The sequence below is a fragment of the Achromobacter spanius genome, assembly GCF_003994415.1.
GTDB lineage: Bacteria > Pseudomonadota > Gammaproteobacteria > Burkholderiales > Burkholderiaceae_B > Achromobacter > Achromobacter spanius_C.
Window position 1 is genome coordinate 5,641,405 of sequence record NZ_CP034689.1, and the last position, 21,574, is coordinate 5,662,978.

At 65.0% G+C, this 21,574-nt stretch carries 21 protein-coding genes; 12 read left to right on the plus strand and 9 right to left on the minus strand.

Features of this window, described 5'->3' with window-relative positions:
* The first annotated feature begins 24 nt into the window (after positions 1-24).
* The 9 genes from ELS24_RS25835 (at position 25) to ELS24_RS25880 (ending at position 8,679) form a co-directional block, all read left to right on the plus strand.
* The gene (locus ELS24_RS25835) at positions 25-948 is read left to right on the plus strand and encodes a YihY/virulence factor BrkB family protein (protein WP_127185751.1); all 924 of its coding nucleotides are present in this window, start codon (positions 25-27) and stop codon (positions 946-948) included.
* A gap of 129 nt (positions 949-1,077) precedes the next feature.
* On the plus strand, positions 1,078-2,034 hold the full coding sequence (locus tag ELS24_RS25845) for a LysR substrate-binding domain-containing protein (RefSeq protein ID WP_050449581.1): 957 nt from the start codon (positions 1,078-1,080) through the stop codon (positions 2,032-2,034).
* 215 nt (positions 2,035-2,249) lie between these two features.
* Positions 2,250-2,807 carry a 3-hydroxyanthranilate 3,4-dioxygenase gene (locus ELS24_RS25850; RefSeq protein ID WP_127185752.1) on the plus strand — a complete coding sequence of 186 codons (558 nt, stop codon included), beginning with the start codon at positions 2,250-2,252 and terminating at the stop codon, positions 2,805-2,807.
* A gap of 68 nt (positions 2,808-2,875) precedes the next feature.
* Positions 2,876-3,877, plus strand: a complete 1,002-nt coding sequence (locus ELS24_RS25855; RefSeq protein ID WP_127185753.1) for an amidohydrolase family protein — start codon at positions 2,876-2,878, stop codon at positions 3,875-3,877.
* 73 nt (positions 3,878-3,950) lie between these two features.
* Positions 3,951-5,144 (plus strand): ABC transporter substrate-binding protein, encoded by a 1,194-nt coding sequence (locus ELS24_RS25860; RefSeq protein WP_127185754.1) that lies wholly within the window; start codon positions 3,951-3,953, stop codon positions 5,142-5,144.
* A gap of 40 nt (positions 5,145-5,184) precedes the next feature.
* Positions 5,185-6,105 (plus strand): branched-chain amino acid ABC transporter permease, encoded by a 921-nt coding sequence (locus tag ELS24_RS25865; RefSeq protein ID WP_127185755.1) that lies wholly within the window; start codon positions 5,185-5,187, stop codon positions 6,103-6,105.
* 11 nt (positions 6,106-6,116) lie between these two features.
* On the plus strand, positions 6,117-7,169 hold the full coding sequence (locus tag ELS24_RS25870) for a branched-chain amino acid ABC transporter permease (protein ID WP_240669387.1): 1,053 nt from the start codon (positions 6,117-6,119) through the stop codon (positions 7,167-7,169).
* Complete coding sequence (locus ELS24_RS25875; RefSeq protein ID WP_127185756.1) at positions 7,166-7,972, plus strand: ABC transporter ATP-binding protein; 807 nt, start codon at positions 7,166-7,168, stop codon at positions 7,970-7,972. The genes ELS24_RS25870 and ELS24_RS25875 overlap by 4 nt, the downstream gene beginning before the upstream one ends.
* A complete protein-coding gene (locus tag ELS24_RS25880; RefSeq protein ID WP_127185757.1) occupies positions 7,969-8,679 on the plus strand; it encodes an ABC transporter ATP-binding protein in 711 nt (236 codons plus the stop codon). Before ELS24_RS25875 ends, ELS24_RS25880 begins: the two co-directional genes overlap by 4 nt.
* Here the strand turns inward: ELS24_RS25880 and ELS24_RS25885 are convergent.
* The 9 genes from ELS24_RS25885 to ELS24_RS25925 form a co-directional block, all read right to left on the minus strand.
* Entirely contained in the window at positions 8,676-9,728 is a 1,053-nt protein-coding gene (locus ELS24_RS25885; RefSeq protein WP_127185758.1) for an Ldh family oxidoreductase, read from the minus strand. The genes ELS24_RS25880 and ELS24_RS25885 overlap by 4 nt on opposite strands.
* A 72-nt stretch (positions 9,729-9,800) precedes the next feature.
* Entirely contained in the window at positions 9,801-11,321 is a 1,521-nt protein-coding gene (locus ELS24_RS25890; protein WP_127185759.1) for a mannitol dehydrogenase family protein, read from the minus strand.
* A gap of 162 nt (positions 11,322-11,483) precedes the next feature.
* Positions 11,484-13,019: a UxaA family hydrolase gene (locus tag ELS24_RS25895; RefSeq protein ID WP_127185760.1), complete on the minus strand. Its 1,536-nt coding sequence runs from the start codon at positions 13,017-13,019 to the stop codon at positions 11,484-11,486.
* A gap of 50 nt (positions 13,020-13,069) precedes the next feature.
* Positions 13,070-13,936: a fumarylacetoacetate hydrolase family protein gene (locus ELS24_RS25900; RefSeq protein WP_050449570.1), complete on the minus strand. Its 867-nt coding sequence runs from the start codon at positions 13,934-13,936 to the stop codon at positions 13,070-13,072.
* A gap of 31 nt (positions 13,937-13,967) precedes the next feature.
* Positions 13,968-14,714 carry an SDR family oxidoreductase gene (locus tag ELS24_RS25905; protein ID WP_127185761.1) on the minus strand — a complete coding sequence of 249 codons (747 nt, stop codon included), beginning with the start codon at positions 14,712-14,714 and terminating at the stop codon, positions 13,968-13,970.
* A 13-nt stretch (positions 14,715-14,727) separates the two neighbouring features.
* Positions 14,728-16,137 (minus strand): TRAP transporter large permease, encoded by a 1,410-nt coding sequence (locus ELS24_RS25910; RefSeq protein ID WP_127185762.1) that lies wholly within the window; start codon positions 16,135-16,137, stop codon positions 14,728-14,730.
* A gap of 58 nt (positions 16,138-16,195) precedes the next feature.
* Positions 16,196-16,846, minus strand: a complete 651-nt coding sequence (locus ELS24_RS25915; protein ID WP_083447543.1) for a TRAP transporter small permease — start codon at positions 16,844-16,846, stop codon at positions 16,196-16,198.
* 78 nt (positions 16,847-16,924) lie between these two features.
* Positions 16,925-17,899 carry a sialic acid TRAP transporter substrate-binding protein SiaP gene (locus ELS24_RS25920; protein ID WP_050449567.1) on the minus strand — a complete coding sequence of 325 codons (975 nt, stop codon included), beginning with the start codon at positions 17,897-17,899 and terminating at the stop codon, positions 16,925-16,927.
* A gap of 127 nt (positions 17,900-18,026) precedes the next feature.
* Positions 18,027-18,761, minus strand: a complete 735-nt coding sequence (locus ELS24_RS25925) for a FadR/GntR family transcriptional regulator (protein WP_050449566.1) — start codon at positions 18,759-18,761, stop codon at positions 18,027-18,029.
* A 211-nt stretch (positions 18,762-18,972) separates the two neighbouring features.
* On the opposite strand from ELS24_RS25925, the gene ELS24_RS25930 reads away from it, so the two are divergent.
* From ELS24_RS25930 to pyrF, 3 genes are read left to right on the plus strand one after another with little or no spacing between them, the layout of a single operon-like run.
* Positions 18,973-19,371 (plus strand): diacylglycerol kinase, encoded by a 399-nt coding sequence (locus ELS24_RS25930; protein ID WP_050449565.1) that lies wholly within the window; start codon positions 18,973-18,975, stop codon positions 19,369-19,371.
* A gap of 48 nt (positions 19,372-19,419) precedes the next feature.
* Positions 19,420-20,739, plus strand: a complete 1,320-nt coding sequence (locus ELS24_RS25935; RefSeq protein WP_050449564.1) for an NAD(P)/FAD-dependent oxidoreductase — start codon at positions 19,420-19,422, stop codon at positions 20,737-20,739.
* Positions 20,740-20,747: 8 nt separating this feature from the next.
* Entirely contained in the window at positions 20,748-21,566 is an 819-nt protein-coding gene (gene pyrF, locus ELS24_RS25940) for an orotidine-5'-phosphate decarboxylase (protein WP_050449563.1), read from the plus strand.
* Positions 21,567-21,574 lie beyond the last annotated feature (8 nt).

A 21,574-nucleotide genomic window follows, 5' to 3' on the forward strand; every position in this document is an offset into this window, starting at 1 on the left:
TCTTCGCCTCACGCCGCCCAGCCCATGCGCCTTCCCCAAAGCCTGCGAGCCCTGCGTCCGTCCGAGATCGGCGGGCTGTTAATGGATTCCGCCAACCAGTGGTCGGCCCATCGCGCGTCCAGCAAGGGCGCCGCGCTGGCGCTTTACATGGTGTTTTCACTGGCGCCGATGCTGATCCTGGTGATCGCGGTGGCGGGCGCGTTCTATGGCGAAGACGCGGTGCGTTCCGAACTGTTCCTGCAAATGCGCGACTTGACCGGAGAGCGCGGCGCGGAAGTGATTCAGACGGTATTGGCCAGCGCCCATGAATCGGGCGGCGGGTGGATTGCCGCGCTGATTTCGATTTTTGTGTTGATCTTCAGCGCCACCACGGCGTTTGCCGAACTGAAAGCCAGCCTGGACGATTTGTGGGACGTCTCCGCCAACCAGAAAGGCGGCATCCATGGCATGGTGCGCAGCCGCATGCTGTCGTTTGGTCTGGTGCTGGTGCTGGCGCTGTTCCTGCTGGTGTCGCTGACCGTGAATGCGGTGCTGGGCGCCGCAAGAAAATTGTATGGCGACCTGTGGATGGCCTCCACCTTCGCGACAGTGCTGGACTGGGTGTCGACGCTGTTTTCTTTTTCGGTGGTGGTGGCGCTGTTTGCCGTGATCTTCAAGCTGCTGCCCAGCGCCAAGATTTCCTGGCCGGACGTGATACCCGGCGCCATCGTGACGGCCGCGCTGTTCCTGGTGGGCAAGTGGGGCATCGGCCTGTATTTGAGCCGGGGCGCGGCGGTATCGGCCTATGGCGCGGCGGGCTCGCTGATTGCCCTGCTGCTGTGGATCTACTATTCCGCGCAGATCTTTTTCTTTGGCGCGGTGTTCACGCGGCAGTTCGCGCTGCGATTCGGCGATGCCGCAAAGCCTGGCGAGTCGGACCCGGCCCCAGCAGCACCCCCACAAGCCTAGGCCGCTCTAGATACAATCGCGTCTACCGCGAGTTCTTCGACGCTGATGGCCCCGCCCGCGCACCCGCAGCGGTGCATCCGTTGCCGCACCCGCACTTGCTGATTCGAACCAAGGCGGGCGCCACCAAGCATGTCGAACTTCCGCATCACGCCCAACGCGCTCAGCCACAAGCTGAAGCTGCATCAATTGCAGATTTTTGAACGCGTGCTGGCGCGCCGGTCGCTGTCGCGCGCGGCCAGTGAACTGCACCTGACCCAACCCACCGTTACCAAGGCCATCCATGACCTGGAGGCCTTCTTCGGCGCGACCTTGTTCGAACGGTCGAACCGAGGCGTCACGCCCACCGAGCTAGCTTTAGTGTTGGGGCACCGCGTTCACGCCATGTTGGCCGAAGTGCGCTACATGGCGGATGACATCGACGCGGTGCTGGGCGGCGCCAGCGGTCATGTGGTGGTGGGCACGCTGATTGCCGCATCGGCCAAGCTGCTGCCCGAAGCCATTGCAGGTTTGATGACCGACCACCCCGGCATCCAGGTCACCGTGCGCGAAGGGCCGTCCGCGCAACTATTGCCGGCACTGGCCACGGGCGACGTGGACATCGTGGTGGGCCGCCTGCCCGGCGCCGACATGGCGTCGATTTCCGGCGTGGCGGTGGACCACCACAAGCTCTACCGCGAAGCGCTGTGCCTGGTGGTGGGTGCGCAGCATCCGCTGGCCGGCGCGCAAGACATCGCCTTGGCGGATCTGGCCGATCACATCTGGATCCTGCCCGCGCCCACCTCGCCGTTGCGCGCGTCCGTGGAGCGCACCTTCTTTGACGCGGGCTTGCGCTTGCCCGCCCGCCACGTGGAATCGCTGTCGCTGCTGACCAATATCGGCATCCTGATGCACAGCGAGGCGCTGGCGCTGATTCCCTATGACGCAGCGGCGCAGTTTTTGTCCATGGGTTTGTTGGCGCGGCTGCCCACTAGCGTGTTCGGGGATTTTGGCGACGTGGGCTATTCCATCCGCGCCGATCGCCCGATGACGCCCGCCTGCCAACGGCTGGTGGAATATCTGAAAGCCATCGCGGCGCAGCGCGACTGAACCCACGCGCGCCGCGCGACGATGCTGAAAGCGCGTAGCGCAATGATGCTGAAAGCGCGCCGTGCATCGATGCTGAAACCGTGCCTCGGCCTGCCGCGCGCCCTCTACGGGAAACCCCGCGATAGATAAGCCGCATACCCAAGCGCGCAATTTCTATTATTCCCCCGGCGCACTCGCCGCCTAGACTGCATCAAACTCGCCTTCCGGAGATCTTCATGCCCGCCTACGGCCCGCCGTTGAATTTCCAGCGCTGGATCGACGACCACGCCCACCTGCTCAAGCCGCCGGTCGGCAATCAGCAGATCTGGCAAGACGCCGACTTCATCGTCACGGTGGTCGGTGGCCCGAACCACCGCACCGACTATCACGACGACCCGCTGGAAGAATTCTTCTACCAGTTTCGCGGCAACGCCTGGTTGTCCTTGTGGGTGGACGGCAAGGCCGAACGTGTCGACCTTAAGGAAGGCGACATCTTTCTCTTGCCGCCGCACGTGCGCCATTCGCCGCAACGCCCCGAAGCGGACAGCGCCTGTCTGGTCATCGAACGCCAGCGCCCGGTGGGCTTGGTCGATGGATTCGAATGGTATTGCCCGCACTGCGGCCACTTGGTGCATCGCGTGGAAGTGCAATTGAAAAGCATCGTGACCGACCTGCCGCCGCTGTTCCAGGCGTTCTACGACAGCCCGGACAAGCGCACCTGCCCCGGCTGCGGCCAGATGCATCCCGGCAAAGGCCACGCGCCGACACAGCAGACGACGCAGCAGGCCACATAGCCAGCCGCGCAGCAAGCCAAATAGCAGGCCAAACCCGCCTCTAGCATCCTCTCTATTGCAAAGCCCCCATGATTCAAAAAATCGACATGCACGCCCACTTCTTTCCGCCGATCACGCGGCAGGAAGCGGCGGCGCTGGACCCGGTCAACGCGCCCTGGCTGCGTCCGGATGCCGACGGCGCCACCGGCCAGATCATGGCGGGCGACCGCGAGTTCCGCCCGGTGGACGCCACCTTGTGGGACCCGGCGCTGCGCATTGCGCAGATGGACCGCCACGGCGTGGACGTGCAGATCCTGTGCGCCACGCCCATCATGTTCGGCTACACCTACCCCGCCCAGGCCGCGGCCGATTGGGCCGCCCGCATGAACGACCTGGCCCTGGAGCATTGCGCCCACGCACCGTCGCGCTTGAAGGCGTTGGCCCAGGTGCCGCTGCAAGACCTGGACCTGGCCTGCAAGGAAGCGTCGCGAGCACGAGCCGCCGGCCATCTGGGCGTGCAGATCGGCAACCACGTCGGCCCCCGCGATCTGGACGACGAATTGCTGGTGCAGTTTCTGATTCACTGCGCCAATAACGACATCCCCGTGCTGGTGCACCCCTGGGACATGATGACCGACGGCCGCATGAAGAAATGGATGCTGCCGTGGCTGGTGGCCATGCCTGCTGAAACGCAGCTTGGGATTCTGTCGCTGATCCTGTCGGGCGCGTTTGAACGCATTCCGCGCAGCCTGAAGCTGTGCTTCGCGCATGGCGGCGGCAGCTTTGCCTACCTGCTGGGGCGCGTGGACAACGCCTGGCGCCATCGCGACATCATCCAGGAAGACTGCCCGCAATTGCCTTCGTCGTACACCGACCGCTTTTACACGGACAGCGCCGTGTTCGACGCGCGCTCGCTGCGACTGTTGATCGACGTCATGGGTGAAGACCGCGTGTTGCTGGGCTCCGACTACCCCTACCCCCTGGGCGAGCAGGAGGTGGGCCGCCTGGTGGCGCACGCCGAGCTGGTGCCGGACGTGCAGCAAAAGATTCTGTTCCGCAACACGATGACGTTCTTTGGCCTGACGCCGTAGTTCATCAGCCGCACTTCGCCAGCTATAGCAAAACACCACGACCGTGACACACGGCAACTCAAGGGAAAACACCATGAAACGCACCATCACGCTGACCGCCACCGCGGTCCTGGGACTGGGCCTTAGCCTGGGCCTGACCCTCCCCGCCGCCGCCATGGCCGACGTGAAGATCGGCCTGCTGACCACCTTGACCGGCCCGGGCTCCGTCCTGGGGCAAGACCAACTGGACGGCTTCATGCTGGCCGTGGAGCAAGGCGGCGGCAAGCTGGGCGGAGTGCCGGTGCAGGTCATCAAGGAAGACGATCAGTTCAAGCCCGAGGTGGGCGTGCAGGCCGCGCGCAAGCTGGTGCAAAGCGACAAGGTGCCGATCATTACCGGCGTGGTGTATTCCAACGTGATGCTGGCCGTGGTGCGGCCGGTGACCACCGCCGGCGTGTTCCTGGTGGGGTCCAACGCGGGGCCGACCAACCTGGCCGGCAAGGACTGTTCGCCGTATTTCTTTTCCACGTCCTGGAACAATACCCAGCGCCACGAGGGCAGCGGCGAAATGGCCAACCAGATGGGCTTCAAGAAGGTCTACCTGCTTGCCCCCAACTACCAGGCCGGGAAAGACGCCATGGCCGGCTTCAAGCGCTTCTACAAGGGCGAGATCGCCAACGAAGTGTTCACGCAGGTCAACCAGCCCGACTACTCGGTGGAACTGGCGGCGCTGGCGGATGCCAAACCCGACGCCGCCTACGTGTTCTTTCCCGGCGGCATGGGCGTGAACTTCATCAAGCAGTACCGCCAGGCGGGGCTGTTCGGCAAGATTCCGCTGTTGTCGGTGGACACCATCGACGGCGCCACGCTGCCCGCCTTGCAGCAAGACGCGCTGGGCGCGGTGACCAACGTGCCGTATTCGCCCGACCTGGACAACGCCGCCAACAAGGCGTTTGCCGCCGCGTTTCGGCAGAAGTACGGCCGCGAACCGTCCAGCTACGCCGCGCAATCGTTTGACGCGGCCCAATTGATTGGCTCGGCCTTGAAGAAAACGGGCGGCAAGGTTGACGACAAGGACGCGCTGCGCAAAGCGCTGGAAGCCGCCGACTTTGCCTCCGTGCGCGGTGAATTCCGCTACCAGCCCAACCACTTCCCGGTGGCCGGATTCTTCCGCGCGGACGTCCAGGCGAGCGCGAACGGCAAGGTGGCGTTTGTGAACAAAGGCCCTATCTTTCCGGACCTGTCCAAAGTGTCCGACCAGTACGCCGACCAATGCGTCATGAAGTAAAGCAGGTGGCCGTTCTGGCCGCTTGCGCAAGGGGATTCCCATGTCCATGACACTGCTGCTGGTGCAGGCCTTGAACGGCTTGCAGCTAGGCATACTGCTGTTCCTCTTGGCTGCCGGGCTGACGCTGGTGTTCGGCATCATGAACTTCATCAACCTGGCGCACGGGTCGCTGTACATGATGGGCGCGTTCATCGCGGCCACCGTGTTCCGCCACACGGGTTCGTTCCTGCTGGCGGGCGCCGCGGTCATCGCGGGCATGGCGGCCTTGGGCCTGCTGCTGGACCGCATTGCGCTGGCGCGCCTATACCCGCGCGACCACCTGGACCAGGTGCTGGCCACCTTTGGCTTCATTCTGTTCTTCAACGAACTGACGCGCATCATCTGGGGGCCCGCGCCGATCAGCATGGGGCTGCCGTCGTGGCTGTCAGGCACCATCGACATCCTGGGCGTGACGTATCCGCTGTACCGCTTTCTGATCATCGTGGTGGGCCTGCTGGTGGCGGCCGGCTGCTATGTGCTGATCCACCGCACGCGGCTGGGCATGCTGATACGGGCGGGGTCCAGCGACCGCATGATGGTGGGCGCGCTGGGCGTGAACATCGCGCGGCTGAACACCTTGCTGTTCGTGCTGGGCGCGGTGCTGGCGGGCCTGGCGGGGCTGATGGCCGGCCCCATCCTGTCGGCGCAGACCGGCATGGGCGAACCCATCCTGATCCTGACGCTGGTGGTGATCGTCATCGGCGGTATCGGCTCGGTGCGCGGGGCGTTTCTGGCCGCGCTGATGGTCGGGCTGATCGACACGCTGGGCCGCGCGCTGCTGCCCACGCTGCTGCGCGCGGCCTTGCCGCCCGCCGCCGCCAACGCGGCCGGCCCGGCGATTGCTTCCATGTTGATCTACATCGTGATGGCGCTGGTGCTGGCGATGCGGCCGCAGGGCCTGTTTCACGTCAAGCACGGATGAGGGGGAACCACATGCACATGTCTCCGCGCTTTCTGGTGGCCGCCGCCCTGCTGCTGTTGCTGGCCTTGGTGCCGGTGTACGCCCACTGGCAAGGCGAACCTTTTCTGTTGGCGCTGTTTGGCCGCGTGCTGGTTTACGGCGTGGCCGCGCTGGCCTTGAATCTGCTGCTGGGCTTTGGTGGCATGGTCAGTTTTGGCCATGCGCTGTACCTGGGGCTGGGCGCGTATGCCGTGGGCGTGATGTCGCACTACGGCATCGAAAGCGGCTGGCTGCATCTGGCCGGGGCACTGGCTGCCTGCGCCGTGGTGGGCCTGGTCAGCGGCTACGTGGTGATGCGCACGTCCGGCATCGCCTTCATCATGATCACGCTGGCGTTTGCGCAGATGTTCTATTTTCTGGCGACTGGGCTGGACGGTTTTGGCGGCGACGATGGCATGTCGCTGTTTGCCGGCAGCGACTTCGGCGCGTTCCGGCTGGATACGCCGCTGGCGCTCTACTACACGGCCTTCGGCGTGTTGCTAGCGGTGCTGGGCCTGATGCATCGGCTGATCCATGCGCCCTTTGGCATGGCGTTGCGTGGCTGCCAGGCGAACGAACGCCGCATGCGCGCGCTGGGTTTTCCCACCTTGCGCTACCGGCTTGCGGCCTATGTGATATCGGCCATGATTTGCGGCGTGGCCGGCGTGCTGCTGGCGAACCTGACCATGTATGTGTCGCCGTCCTACCTGGCCTGGACCACATCGGGCGAACTGATCGTGATGGTGGTGTTCGGCGGCATCGGCACATTGTTCGGCCCCGTGGCCGGCGCGCTGGCGTTCTTGTTGCTGGAAGAAGGGTTGAAGCTGCTGACCGGGCACTGGATGCTGATCATGGGCTTGCTGATCGTGGGCGTGGTGCTGGTGTCGCGGCGCGGGGTGTACGGCAGCTTGCGCGACACGCCCTGGCGCGGGCACAAAGCGGCGCCGCGCCAAGCATCCGACAAGGCGCAGGAAAAGGTGATGGAAAGCGCTGAAAAAAAGGCGCGGGAAAAAGCGCTGGGAAACACGCTAGGAGAAGCGCCATGACCGCGCTGCGTGTTGAGAACCTGGTGAAACGCTATGGCGGCCTGACAGTTACCGATGACTTGTCGCTGGACGTGCACGCGGGCGAACTGCACGCCGTGATCGGGCCGAACGGGGCGGGCAAGACCACGCTGATCGGCCAGCTTAGCGGCGAACTGCGGCCCGACAGCGGACGCGTGCTGCTGAATGGCCGCGACATTACCCGCATGCCCGTGAACACGCGCGTGCGCCACGGGCTGGCGCGCTCGTACCAAATCACCTCTGTCTTCAAACCCTTCACCGCCCTGGAAAACGTGGTGATGGCGGTGCAGGCGCGGCGCGGCCACAGCTTCCGGTTCTGGACGCCCGTACTGTCGACCGCCGCCCTGACCGACCCGGCCCAAGACGCGCTGGCGTTGACCGGCTTGTCCGCCCGCGCCGATACGCCCGCGGGCGAACTCGCGCACGGCGAACTACGGCAGTTGGAACTGGCCATGGTGCTGGCTTGCCAGCCGTCGCTGCTGTTGCTGGACGAGCCCATGGCGGGCATGAGCCAGCATGAATCCGAGGCCATGACGCGCCTGCTCTTGCAACTGCGGGGTCGCTACACGATCTTGCTGGTGGAACACGACATGCAGGCCGTGTTTGCGCTGTCCGACCGCATTACGGTGCTGGTGTATGGCAGCGCGCTGGCCTGCGGCACGGCGGACCAGATCCGCAACAACCCACAGGTGCGCGAATGCTACCTGGGCAGCGAACGCGCCAGCGCGCGCGGCAAGCAGGGGCAAGTTGACCAGGCCGAAGCAAAACAAGGGGAAGCCGCATGAGCGCGCTGCTATCGCTGCGTGGCGTGACCGCGCACTATGGCGCCAGCCAGGCGTTGTTCGGCATCGACCTGGATATCGGGCCGGGCCAATTCGTGACCTTGCTGGGCCGCAACGGCATGGGCAAGTCCACCACCGTCAAGACAGTGATGGGGCTGGCGCGCGCCACGCAAGGCAGCATCGTCTTCGATGGTCGGGACATCAGCCGGCTGCCGTCGTACAAGGTGGCGCAATGCGGCATCGGGCTGGTGCCGGAAGGCCGGCACATATTCCCCAACCTGTCGGTCCGTGAAAACCTGGTGGCCACCGCGCACAACCGCCAGGGTTTGTCGGAACCATGGACGCTGGACCGCGTGTATGCGCTGTTTCCGCGCCTGTCCGAACGCGCGCGGCATCTGGGCAGCCATCTGTCGGGCGGTGAACAGCAGATGCTGGCGATCGGGCGGGCGCTGCTGACCAACCCGCGCCTGCTGATTCTGGATGAAGCCACCGAAGGCCTGGCGCCAGTGGTGCGTGAAGAAATCTGGGCGGCGCTGGACAGCCTGAAGGCAACCGGGCTGGCCGTGCTGTGCATCGACAAGAACCTGGAACCCCTGCTTGCCACGGCCGACCATCACGCCATTGTCGAGAAGGGGCGCGTGGCGTGGACGGGCTCGTCGCAAGCCTTCCTGGACGACGAGCCGCGCCTGTTGCAGTACCTGGGCGTTTAAGCGCGGCGCGCGGGCAGCGCCACGCCCAGGCGCTGGCTCCAGGCCTGCATCTCGTTCCACAGGGCGGGGGGCACGGGAATGCCGTCGTGCAGGCGCTCGGCCTGGGCCTCGGCTTCGGGGTCGCCGGGCATGCGCGGCGTACCAGGCGCTTGCGACAGTTCCACCGTCATCGCCGCCACCACGCCCGCCAGCGCGGCGCCGCCCGCAAAGCGTTGCGGGTCAATCACGATAAAGAACGCGCCCAATTCCCGTGGGCGCTCAAGCGCGTCGTACATCGGTGAAATGTGCGGCCCGAAGGGGTTGCCGTTCAAGGGGCCGCACAGCAGTTCAATCATCATGGCCAGCCCGTAGCCCTTGTAGCCATACGTTTCGCCGCCCAAGGGCCGCAAGGCGCGCGCCTGTTCGGCGTCCGTGCAATCACGGCCCTGGGCGTCCAACGCCACACCCGACGGCAAGGCGACACCGTCGCGGCGGGCGTTCATCACGCGGTTCCACGGGATGGCGGTGGTGGCCATGTCCAGGCACAGCGGCTCGCCGTCCGCGCGCGGAAACGCTATCGAAATGGGGTTGGTGCCGAAGAAGGCATGCTGGCCGCCATGGGGCGCGGCGATGGCATCCGAATGCGTGAAGGCAATGCCGATCAAGCCTTGCCGGGCGGCCGCGCGGCTATACAGGCCCACCGCGCCGCAGTGCGACGAATCGCTGACACCGACGGCCGCAATGCCGGCTTCGCGCGCCAGGTCCATCGCCAGCGCGTTGGCGCGGTGCGCCACCACAATGCCCTGCCCCTGCCCGCCGTGCAATTGCGCCGTGCCCGGCCCGGTACGTTCCATGCGGATGACCGGACGCGCCAGGATGGAGCCATGCGCCACGCGGTTCAAGTAGTGCGGCAGCCGCGCAATGCCGTGCGAATCGATGCCCCACAAACTGGTTTGGGCCAGGCTGGCCGCAAGGCTGCGCGCATCGTCCTGATTGAAGTCTTGCGCGCGCAGGCAGGCAATGGCCCAGCGCTCCCATTCAACGGCGTCCACTCGGCTATCCGCAGGCATGCCATGCCCTCCCTGGTTCTGGGTTCGCGACCCTTGCGTTGCAGCCTTGATCTGCTGCCTGGATTTGCTGCCCTAAGTTGCCGCCTTCACTGCGGCCATGACACCGTGCTCGCGCAGGTTTTCCAGATGCGTCGCCAACGCGGTGACGAAGTCGGGCTTTTTGCCCAGGTCGCCAAACACGGGTTTGAAGCCTGCCAGCACCATGGCGCGGCGGTGCGCTGCTTGCGACGGGGCCGACGCCCGCGCGGCCACCTCGGCACGCGACAGCAGCTTGGCCAGCCGCGCCGCCATCGGGTCTTCGATGGCGTAGCGCGCGCCCTGCTCGTCTTCGCCGCGCAGATAGTGCAGCCACGCCGCCACGGCCAGCGCCAAACGGTTGAAGTCGTCCCCCGTGCGCAGGCGGTCGCGTATGGTCTCAAGCAGGCGTTGCGGCACTTTCTGCGAGCCATCCATGGCCACTTGCGCGGACGGATGCGGCAAAGCCGGGTTGGCGATGCGGGCCAGGAAGCGGTGGCGATATTCCTCCAGCCCGCTGGCCGGGATGCCCTTCAAGGTGGGCGCGATTTCCAGCCGCATCATGGCGTCGACAAAATCCCGCAAGGCCGGCGTCTGCACCGACTCGCTGATGGTCCGGTGCCCCAGCAGCGTGCCCAGATAGGCAAGGGTGGCGTGCGGCCCGTTCACCATGCGCAGTTTCAGGCGTTCATAGGGTTCGGCATTGCGCACGAAGGTGGCGCCGCCATGCGTCTCCCATGCGGGGCGGCCGGCGGCGAATTTATCTTCGATCACCCAGTTCAGATAGGGTTCGCCCACCACGGGCCAGGCATCTTGCACGCCCAGTCGCGTGGCGATGCGCGCGCGGTCGCCGTCGTCAGTGCCGGGCACGATGCGGTCCACCATGGAATTGGGAAAGGTGCAGTGCGTATCAATCCACGCGGTCAACGCCACGTCCACGCGCAGGGCAAAGGCCAGCACCAGGCTGCGCAGCATGTCACCGTTGCCCAGCAGGTTGTCGCAAGACAACAGCGTGACGGGCGGCAAACCGCGCTCGCGGCGCAGCGCCAACCCGTAGACCAGGATGCCGATGGTGCTGCGCGGGCGCTGCGGGCTTTCAATGTCATGAAGAATGTCCGGGTCATCCCAGCGCAAATAGCCCGTGGCCGGCTCGTGGCTGTAACCCTTTTCGGTCACCGTCAGGCTGACGATGCGGGTCTGCGGATACGCAATGCGCTCAAGTACCGCGTTGGGATCTTCCTCGGCCACCATCACGCGCAGAACGGATCCCACAACGCGAAGCTGTTCGTGGGTTTGCCCATCGGTTCTGCCCTCGCGCAAGGCCAGCGTGTACAGGCCGTCTTGTGGCGTCAGCGCGTCACGCGTGGCGCGGCTGCGCAGCGACACGCCCAGAATGCCCCAACTAAGGTCGCCGCTGGCCTCGATGGCCAGGTCCGTCATCACCGCCTGATGCGCGCGGTGAAATGCGCCCAGGCCCAGATGCACGATGCCGGGCGTGAGACGGCTGCGGTCATAGGCGGGCTTTTCCACGTCTGCGGGCAGGCGCGGCAACGACTCCGAATTCAAACGTTCAAGCATGGTTGACCCAGGGCGGAAGGCGCCATGCACCTGTCGGATGACCGGCCAGTCGGCGCGCGGATGAGGATATCTGTAGCGGCTGAATTCTTCGACACCAAGACGGTGACTAAATGCAACGCCAGCGTCCACCAGCACCCAAAACCCCTCCATCACTGATGGCCCCTACATCACCGCGCCCAGTTGCCACGGCACGAATTCGTTCTGCCCATACCCATGCTCTTCGCTGCGCGTGCGGCGGCCCGATGCCGTTTGCAGCATCAACTGAAAAATGCGTTCGCCCATCTGCGCCACGCTTTGCGCGCCGTCCACCACTTCACCGCAATTGATGTCGATGTCGTCGGACTGGCGCTGCCACAAGGCGGTGTTGGTCGACAGCTTCAAGGACGGCGCGGGTGCGCAGCCATAGGCGGACCCCCGGCCCGTGGTGAAGCAGATCAGGTTGGCGCCGCCCGCCACCTGGCCGGTGGCGGACACGGGGTCGTAGCCCGGCGTGTCCATGAACACCAGACCGCGCGTGCGCACGGGTTCGGCGTACTCGAACACGTCGGTCAGGTTGGTGGTGCCGCTCTTGGCGATGGCGCCCAGCGATTTTTCAAGAATGGTGGTCAGGCCGCCCGCCTTGTTGCCGGCCGATGGGTTGTTGTCCATCTCGGCGTCGTTGCGGGCGCAGTAGTCTTCCCACCAGCGCACGCGCGCCAATAGTTTTTCAGCCACGTCGGGCGTTTGAGCGCGGCGCGTCAGCAGGTGTTCGCCGCCATAGATCTCGGGCGTTTCCGACAGGATCGCGGTACCGCCATGACGCACCAGCAGATCCACCGCCGCGCCCAGCGCCGGGTTGGCGCTGATGCCCGAATAGCCGTCGGAACCGCCGCATTGCAGGCCCACCGTCAAATGGCTGGCCGGCACCGGCTGGCGCCGCACCTGACTGGCCTGGTCCAGCATGCGCTCGACCAGTTCAATGCCACGCGCCACGGTTTTGCGCGTACCGCCCGTGTCCTGGATGTTGAAGGTATGCAAGAGCCCGCTTTCACGCAGCCCTTCTTGTTCCATCAAGCCGCCGATCTGATTGGTTTCGCAACCCAGCCCCACCACCATCAGGCCACCGAAGTTGGCGTGGCGCGCATAGCCGCCCAGCGTGCGGCGCAGCACTTTCAGCGGCTCACCTTCGCTGCCGGTGGCACAGCCCGCGCCGTGCGTAAGCGCCACCACGCCGTCCACGTTCGGACAGGCGGCCAGCGCCTCGGGATGGATGTCTCGGCGGAAGTGGTCGGCGATGGCGCGCGCGACGGTAGCCGAACAGTTCACGCTGGTCAGGATGCCGATGTAGTTGCGCGTGGCGATTCGGCCATCGGGGCGCACGATGCCATCGAAGGTGGCAGGCTGCGCCACGTAATCGGTCGCGTGCGCGCCCTGCCCTACCGCGTAGTCGCGCTCGAATTCCGAGAACTCCAGGTTGTGCGTGTGCACGTGCTGCCCGGCCGCGATGGCCTGCCGCGCCACGCCGATGATCTGGTTGTAGCGGCGCACCGGCTCACCCGCCGCAATGGCGCGCACGGCCACTTTGTGGCCGGGCGGCACCAGCCCCTGCACCGTCACGCCTTCGCCTTCCAGCCGCGTGCCGCTGACCAGTTGGCGCCGGGCGATCACCACGTTGTCCGCCGGGTGGATGCGGATGAACGCCAATTCGTTCTGGGACATGAGGACTCCGGAAAGTAAGGGGTACGGGCGGGCTGCCGGCGGGGTTGAGATCAGCCGTCGATCAACGCCGGGTCCCAGGCGTGCACGCGCTGGCGCTGTTCGCCCAGGCCCGCGATGCCCAGCTTGATTTCGTCGCCCGCCTTCAAGTAAATGGGCGCGGGCTTTTGCCCCATGCCCACGCCGGGCGGCGTGCCGGTACTGATCAGGTCGCCCGGATACAGCGTCATGAAGCGGCTGACATACGCCACCAACTGCGCCACGCCGAACACCATGGTGCGCGTGCTGCCGTTCTGGTAGCGCTTGCCGTTCACTTCCAGCCACATCTCCAGGTCTTGCGGGTTGGGAATTTCATCGGCGGTGGCCAGCCACGGGCCGATGGGGCCGAAGGTGTCGCAGCCCTTGCCCTTGTCCCAGGTGCCGCCGCGCTCGATCTGGTATTCGCGTTCGGACACGTCGTTCACTACGCAATAGCCGGCCACGTGTTTCATGGCGTCGGCCTCGCTGACGTAGCGCGCCTTTTCGCCGATGACCACGCCCAGTTCCACTTCCCAATCGGTCTTGATGGAATCCTGCGGCAGCACGACGGGGTCGTTGGGGCCAACGACAGCTGACGTCGGCTTCATGAAGATGACGGGTTCGGCCGGCACGGGCAGGCCCGATTCGGCGGCGTGGTCGGCGTAGTTCAGGCCGATGCAGATGAACTTGCCCATGCCGCTCCACGGCGGCGCCACGCGGCCCGGGTTCGCCACCAGCGGCAGCGTGGACGCATCCAGCGCACGCAGTTCAGCCAGGCGCGCAGCGCTGAGCGTTTGTGCGGTGATGTCGGGCAGCACGGAAGACAGGTCACGCACCTTGCCCTGCGCGTCGATCAGGCCGGGCTTCTCGGCACCTTTAGCGCCATAGCGCATCAATTTCATAACGGTTCCTTGTTGCGAAAAGAGGAAAGCTTCAGTTGGACCAACCGCCGTCGATCACCTGGGCGGTGCCGGTGGTGAAGGCGGATTCATCGCTGGCAAGATACACCGCCAGCGCGGCGATTTCATTTGTGCGGCCAATGCGGCCCATGGGTTGGCGGGCGGTGAAGGCGGCTTCGACCGCGGCTATCGTCTGCCCGCTGGCCGCGGCCTGCGCTTCGATGCGCTGACGCAATGACGGTGATTCAACCGTCCCCGGGCAGATGGCGTTGCAGCGGATGCCTTGCGCCACGAAGTCCGCCGCCACCGACTTGGTCAGCCCGATCACGGCGGCCTTGGTGGCGCCATAGGCGCAGCGGTTGGGCGCGCCCTTGATGCTACCCGCGACCGACGCCATGTTGACGATGGCCCCGCCGCCGCGCGCCAGCATGCCGGGCAGGCACGCGCGGATCAACCGGTACATCGACCGCACGTTCAGGTTGAAGGAAAAGTCCCAGGCGTCTTCGTCGCAGTCCAGGATGGTGCCGGCGTGGACGAAGCCCGCGCCGTTGAACAGCACATTCACCGGCCCCGCGCCTTCCACCAGCGCGGTGATGGCGCGGCCATCGGTCACGTCCAGCACCTGTGTGCGGCAACCGGACAGCGTACCCAGCGCCTCGGCATTGATGTCCACGGCCAGCACGTCCGCGCCTTCGCGCATAAATGCCTCGGCCACGGCGCGGCCGATACCTTGGCCGGCGGCGGTCACGATGGCGGTCTTGCCTTGCAGTCTTTGCGACATGAATGCGTGCTCCTTATTTGCCGGCCATGCCCATGGCGGTGGGCAGCCACAGCGTGATCTGCGGGATGTAGGTAATGGCGATCAGCGCCGCGAACAACGGCAGCAGCCACGGCAGGATGGCCATGGTGGTGCGCTCGACCGACAAGCGCGACACCCTCGCCAACACGAACAGCACCATGCCCATGGGTGGATGCAGCAGGCCGATCATCAGGTTCAAGACCATGATCAAACCGAAATGGATGGGGTCGATGCCCAGCTTGAGCACGATGGGCAGCAGGATGGGAACCAGGATCGTGATGGCCGCAATGGTGTCGATGAAGCAACCCACAATCAGGATCAGCACGTTGGCCATCAGCAGGAACACCCACTTGTTCTGCGTCACGCTCAGGATGGCGTCGGTCAGCGCCTGCGCGGCCTGCGTGGTGGTCAGCAGCCAGGCAAAGACCGATGCCGCCGTCACGATGAACAGCACGGATGCCGTGGTTTCGATGGTGTCGAATGACGCCTTGGCCAGCGTGCGCAACGTCATCGAGCGGTAGCGCACCAGGCCCAGGAACAGCGCCCAGATCACGGCGGCCACGGCGGCCTCGGTGGGGGTGAACCAGCCCAGCGTCATGCCGCCAATCAGGATCACCGGCGCCATCAATGCCATCACGGCCGAAAAGTTGAAGCGCCAGTCCATCAACAGCAGCGCCGCGAACGCAATGCCGGTGGCCAGGTTGGGCGACACGCCGGCCAGCGTCATCAACCAGATCGACAGCGGAAACGCCAGCACGATCAGCACTTCCAGACCCGCCCCGCCCAGGCGCTTCCAGTTGAACGCAACGTCGCCGCCCCAGTTGTTGCGGCGCGCGTAGTACGCCACGGTCAGCATCATCAACAAGGTCAGCACGACGCCAGGAATAAGGCCCGCCAGGAACAACGACCCGATCGACACGTTGGCCATCATGCCGTAGATGACGAAAGGCAAGGACGGCGGAATGATGGGACCCAGCGTGGCGGACGCGGCGGTGACCCCGACCGCGAACTCGGTGTTGTAGCCATGGTCTTTCATGGCCTTGATTTCAATGGTGCCCAGGCCCGCCGCATCGGCAATCGCGGTGCCCGACATGCCGGCGAACACCACCGAGCCAACGATGTTCACCTGCCCCAGGCCGCCGCGCATCCAGCCCACCAGCGCTACCGCGAAGTTGTAGATGCGGCCGGTGATGCCGGCAATGTTCATCAGGTTGCCCGCGAGGATGAAGAATGGCACGGCCAGGAGCGGAAACGACTCAATGCCCGCGATCATGCGCTGCGCCACCACCACGTCGGGCACGCTGCCGGAAACCAGAATGAACAGCAGCGATGCACCCACCATGGACACCGCCACCGGCAGGCCCAGGATCATCAACAACAGAAACGTTCCAATCAAAATGCCCATGTCTTGCTCCTGGATAGGCAATGCGGGGTCATCAGGAATTGCGCCACGGCGAACACGATCAATCCTGCGCGTCGTAAGCCGCGGGGTTTTCCAGGATGGAATAGCCTTGCCGCCAGTTGCGCGCCGACACTTGCAGCGACCGCAGGAACATCATGGCAAAGCCCGCCAGCGCCATCCAATACACATAGGCCTTGTTCCAGAACAGCGTGGTCATGGGTTCGTCGCCCACCAGCACGATGTAGCGGTAGGTCAGCCACACCGCGTAGCCGAAGAACGCGGTGCGCAAGATATCGATCGCGGTGGCCAGCACGCGGCCCACCGGCTTGGGCAGGTAGCGGTACAGGAAGTCCACCTGAATGTGGCGGCAGGTTCGCACGCACATGGCGGCGCCCAGGAACACCACGCCAATCAGGCAATACACGGCCAGTTCCTCGGTCCAGGCAAAGGAGTCATTCAGCACGTAGCGCGAGAAAAACTGCAAAAAAACCAGCAAGGACATCACCCAGAATATGCCCAGGCAAATCCAGTCTTCAGGCTGGTAGCCGCTAAGGTCTACCTTGTGCTGGTCGGCCTCTTCGAAACTGTGGACGATCTCGTCGACGCTGGTCTGGTGTGGGCCAGGTGACGGGTTGGTGTGGCCGGGTGCCGACGCCGGGCCGGGCCGATGGCTCACGGCCGCCATCGGCGCCGCTTTCGCGTTGGAATGCATGACGTTCCCCTGATCGGATATCGGTGGGTCGGCGGACCGCATGGGCCCGCCGGTTCCGTGGTCGTTAACCGCAGGCGGCTATTTCACCGCCTGGATCTTTTCCCAATCCGACTTCTGGTAGCCGTACTGTTCGAACGGCACCTTTGCCAGCACGGTCTTGCGGAAGTCTTCAACATTGACTTCGGCCACGTTCAGCCCGCGCTGCTTGAACACATCCACCATTTTCTTTTCGCTCGCGGCGACTTCGGCCGAGGCCTTCTCCGCCGCCTGCTGCGCGACTTCAGCGAAGACCTTCTTGTCGGCGTCGGACAGGCTCTTCCAGAGCTTGCCCGAGATGACCGTGTTCAGGTGGTCGACGATGTGACCCGTCAGGATGATGTTCTTCTGCACCTCGTAGAACTTCTTCGCTTCGATGGTGGTCAGCGGGTTCTCTTGCGCTTCAACCGTGCCGTTCTGCAAGGCCAGGTAAACCTCGGCGAACGCAATTGGCGCGGTGTTGGCGCCACAGGCGCGCGGCATGGCCAGATAGGCGGCCACGTCCGGCACCCGGATCTTCAAGCCCTTCATTTCAGCGCACTGGGTGAAGGCGCGGTTGGACGTGGTCTGGCGCGTGCCGTAGTACGTGGTCGCGACGATGTGGTTGCCGCTTTTCTGGTCGTAGCCTTGCGTCAGCTCTTTGTAGATGTCGCTCTTGGTGTAGGCGATCAGGTGCTCGGGGCTGCGGAAGGTGTAGGGGTAGTAGGTGACGCCGATGCGCGGGAAGCTCTTGGCGGCGAAGCTGGATCCGGAAATGATCATGTCCACCGTGCCCAGGGTCAGCCCCTGGTTGATGTCGTTTTCCTTGCCCAACTGAGAGGCGGGATAGACATCGATGTGATAGCGGCCGTTGGTGCGTTTTTCGATTTCCTGCGCCGCCCACACCGACGAGGTATGGAAGGGTTCGGAAGTCTCGTACACATGCGCCCATTTCAACTTGGTTTGCGCCAGCGCGCTGCCACTGACGGCCAGCGCGACGGCGGCAAACAGCACTTTGATAGCGTTGCCTTTATTCATGTTGTCTCCTCTCTTTGAGGTGGCGGGCGCGGCGAATGTTGTTATGAGCCGGCCCGCTTTATGTTTCACATCGGGATTTCACCTACAGGTTGCAACTTCGTACTGCGACTACGGATCCCCGGTGGCGTCAGGACGCCGCCGGCTCTTTGCTATCGATACGCATCGTTTCGGCCGCGCCCGGCCAACTGGCGGTCAAGCGGTCGAACGAGCAGGAAAGATGGTGATGCATGGCGGCGCGCGCAGCGGCTTCGTCGCCCGCGGCAATGGCGCTGATGACGCGGCGGTGCTCGGTGATGGCGGCGGCCCAGCTATCGGGGTTTTCGAAGTAGTCGCCCAGCTTTACGGACAGCGGGTTGTGGCGTTCGTCGAACAGTTCGCCCACCACGCGCACCAGCACGGCGTTGCTGGCCATTTCGGCCACGCGCAAATGGAACAGCCGGTCGCCGCGGATGGGCACGCTGGCCGCGCGGGCTTCGTCTTCCATGGCGCCCACCGCTTCCAGCAGGCCATCGACCAGCGCGGGCGCCGGGTTGCGGGCCGCCTGCGCGGCAAGTTCGCCTTCGATGGTCCAGCGCGCGCGGATGGTTTCCAGCGGGCTTTCCGCCGTCAGGCTGGCGCGCGGCGCGCCCGACAGGCTTTGTACATACACGCCCGAGCCCATGCGCACTTCCACCCAGCCTTCCACTTCCAGCGCAATCAGCGCTTCACGCACCGACGGGCGCGACACGCCCAGCTTCAGCGCCAGGTCACGTTCCGGGGGTAAACGGGCGCCCACGGGAAATTCGCCGGCTTCGATCAGCAAACGCAGTTGGTCAGCGATCTGGCGGTACAAGCGGCGCGGCTCGATGGTCTGGATCGGCATGGTGGCGGTTGGGTCTACGGGGCCTGGGCGGTGTCCGGGCGGTGTCCGGGCGGTGCAATATCAGAAAGGTAAAGTGGCCTTACCAATTGACCAGAATCCTGCGCTTGACCGCGATGCGTCACAATTAGGGTTTGCCCATAGCCAGACATCACGACATGCGGGCAACCCAACTCTGTTAAAAAGCGGCCACCTTCCGCCTTTCTACGCGCTCATGACCTACGACCCGCAACACTCGCCCTTCAAAAGCTCCGGCGGCTTGCGCCGCATCCTGAATGCGCTGCGCTATTCGTGGCAAGGCCTGAAAGCGGCCGTCAAATATGAAGCCGCGTTCCGCCAGGAACTGGCGCTGGCCGTGCTGATGATTCCGGCGGCATTTTTCCTGGGGCGCACCACGGTCGAGGTGTTTTTCCTGGTGGGCACGGTGGTGATGGTGTTGGCGGCCGAGCTGCTGAATTCCGCCATCGAAGCGCTGGCCGACGCCCTGTCGGTGGAACGCCACCCGCTGCTTGGGCGCGCCAAGGATCTGGGCAGCGCGGCCGTGATGCTGCTGCTGATCTTCGCCGGCGTCGTGTGGGTGGGCGTGGCCATCAGCCGATTCGTCATGCATTGACACGGGCTGCATCCCACGAGGGATGCGACCGTATTTATACTGGGAGCCATGATGCCTAATTCGACGTCAGCACGCTCTGAACGCATCGTCATCGTTGGCGGTGGCGCGGGTGGCCTGGAACTGGCCGCCAAACTGGGCCGCATTCACGGCCGCCAGCACATCACGCTGGTCGACAGCCGACCCTTCCACATCTGGAAACCGTCGCTGCACGAAGCGGCGGCAGGCACGCTGGACATCCACCAGGAAGGCTTGTCCTACCTGATGCTGGCCCACATGAACGGCTTTTCTTTCGCGCAAGGCAGCCTGGTCAGCGTAGACCGCGAACGCCGCCAGATCGTGGTGGACGCCGTCAACGATGCGCAGAATCAGGAAGTGCTGCCGCGCCGTGAATTCAGCTACGACACGCTGGTGCTGGCCCTGGGCAGCACGTCCAACTTTTTCAACACGCCCGGCGCGGCCGAACACGCCGTCACGCTGGACACCACCGAAAACGCCGAACAATTCCGCCTGACCATGCTGAAAGCCATGGCGCTGGTGGACCTGGCCAAGGTGCGCAATCCGTCGGCCCGGCTGGACCTGGTGATTGTGGGCGGCGGCGCCACCGGCGTGGAACTGGCTGTGGAACTGACTGAAGCCAGCCACGTGGTCAGCGCCTACGGCTTGCCGAACTTTCGCGCTGAGCGCGACCTGGCCATCACGCTGGTGGAAGGCGCGCCGCGCATCCTGTCGGCGCTTCCTGAAAAAATATCGGAAGCAGCCACCAACCGACTGACCGAGCTGGGCATTGGTGTGGAAACGTCGTGCCGGGTGTCGGAAGTGACGGGTGATAGCGTCAAGACCGCCGACGGCCGGGAATTCCCGGCCCAGTTGTGCATGTGGGCGGCCGGCATCAAGGGCCCCACCCTGCTGGCCGATCTGGACTTGCCGCTGAACAAGCTGGGCCAGTTGGAAGTGAACGAACGGCTGGAATCCCCCGACCCGCACATCCTGGCCCTGGGCGATTGCTGCGCGGTGCCCTGGCGCGACGGGCGCACCGTGCCCGCCCGCGCCCAGGCCGCGCACCAGCAGGCCGACTACCTGGCCAAGAAGCTGACGGCGCGCCTGCGTCGCACCGCCGAGCCGACCGCGCCCTACGTCTACCAGGACCATGGCTCGCTGGTGTCGCTGGGCCAGGACGCTGGCGTGGGCAGCCTGATGGGCAAGCTGGCCGGACGGGGACTGTTCGTAAGCGGTACACTGGCGCGCTTGATGTACATGAGCCTGCACCTGATGCACCACAAAGCGGTGCTGGGCATCTCGCGCACGGCCTCCCTTGCCCTGGCCCGCCTGCTGATGCGGCGCACGCGCCCCCGGGTCAAACTGCACTGAACTCCCCCATGAATTTCCTGCAAAAACTCGAACACGCCTGGACCACCAGCAACTCACTTCTGCAAGTGGGCCTGGACCCCGACCCCCAACGCTTTCCGCGCGAATTGCAGGACAAGCCGGACGCCATCTTCCAGTTCTGCCGCGACATCGTCGACGCCACCGCGCCCTACGCTTGCAGCTTCAAGCCGCAGATTGCGTATTTCGCCGCGCACCGCGCCGAAGACCAACTGGAAGCGCTGTGCCAGCACATCCGCGACAAACATCCGGACCTGCCCATCGTGCTGGACGCCAAGCGCGGCGACATCGGCTCCACCGCCGAGAACTACGCGCGTGAAGCGTACGAGCGCTACCAGGCGCACGCACTGACGGTCAGCCCCTACATGGGCCTGGATTCGGTTGAGCCTTATCTGGCATGGCGTGACCGCGGCGTGATCGTGCTGTGCCGCACGTCCAACCCGGGCGGTTCGGACCTGCAATTTTTGAAGATGGATAACGGCGAACCGCTGTACCTGCACGTGGCAGGGCTGGTGGCCGACAAGTGGAACGCCAACGGCCAGTGCGGCCTGGTGGTGGGCGCCACGTTCCCGAACGAACTGGCGGCGGTGCGCCAACGCATCGGCGATGCCCTGCCCCTGCTGGTACCGGGCATCGGCGCGCAAGGCGGCGACATTACCGCCACCGTGAACGCGGGCGCCAATGCCGCGCGCAGCGGCATGATGATCAACTCGTCGCGCGCCATCATCTACGCCAGCGGCGGCGACGACTGGCGCGAAGCCGCCGGCCAGGCCGCGATGGGCCTGCGGGATGCGATCAACGCGGTGCGTTGATTTTCTGA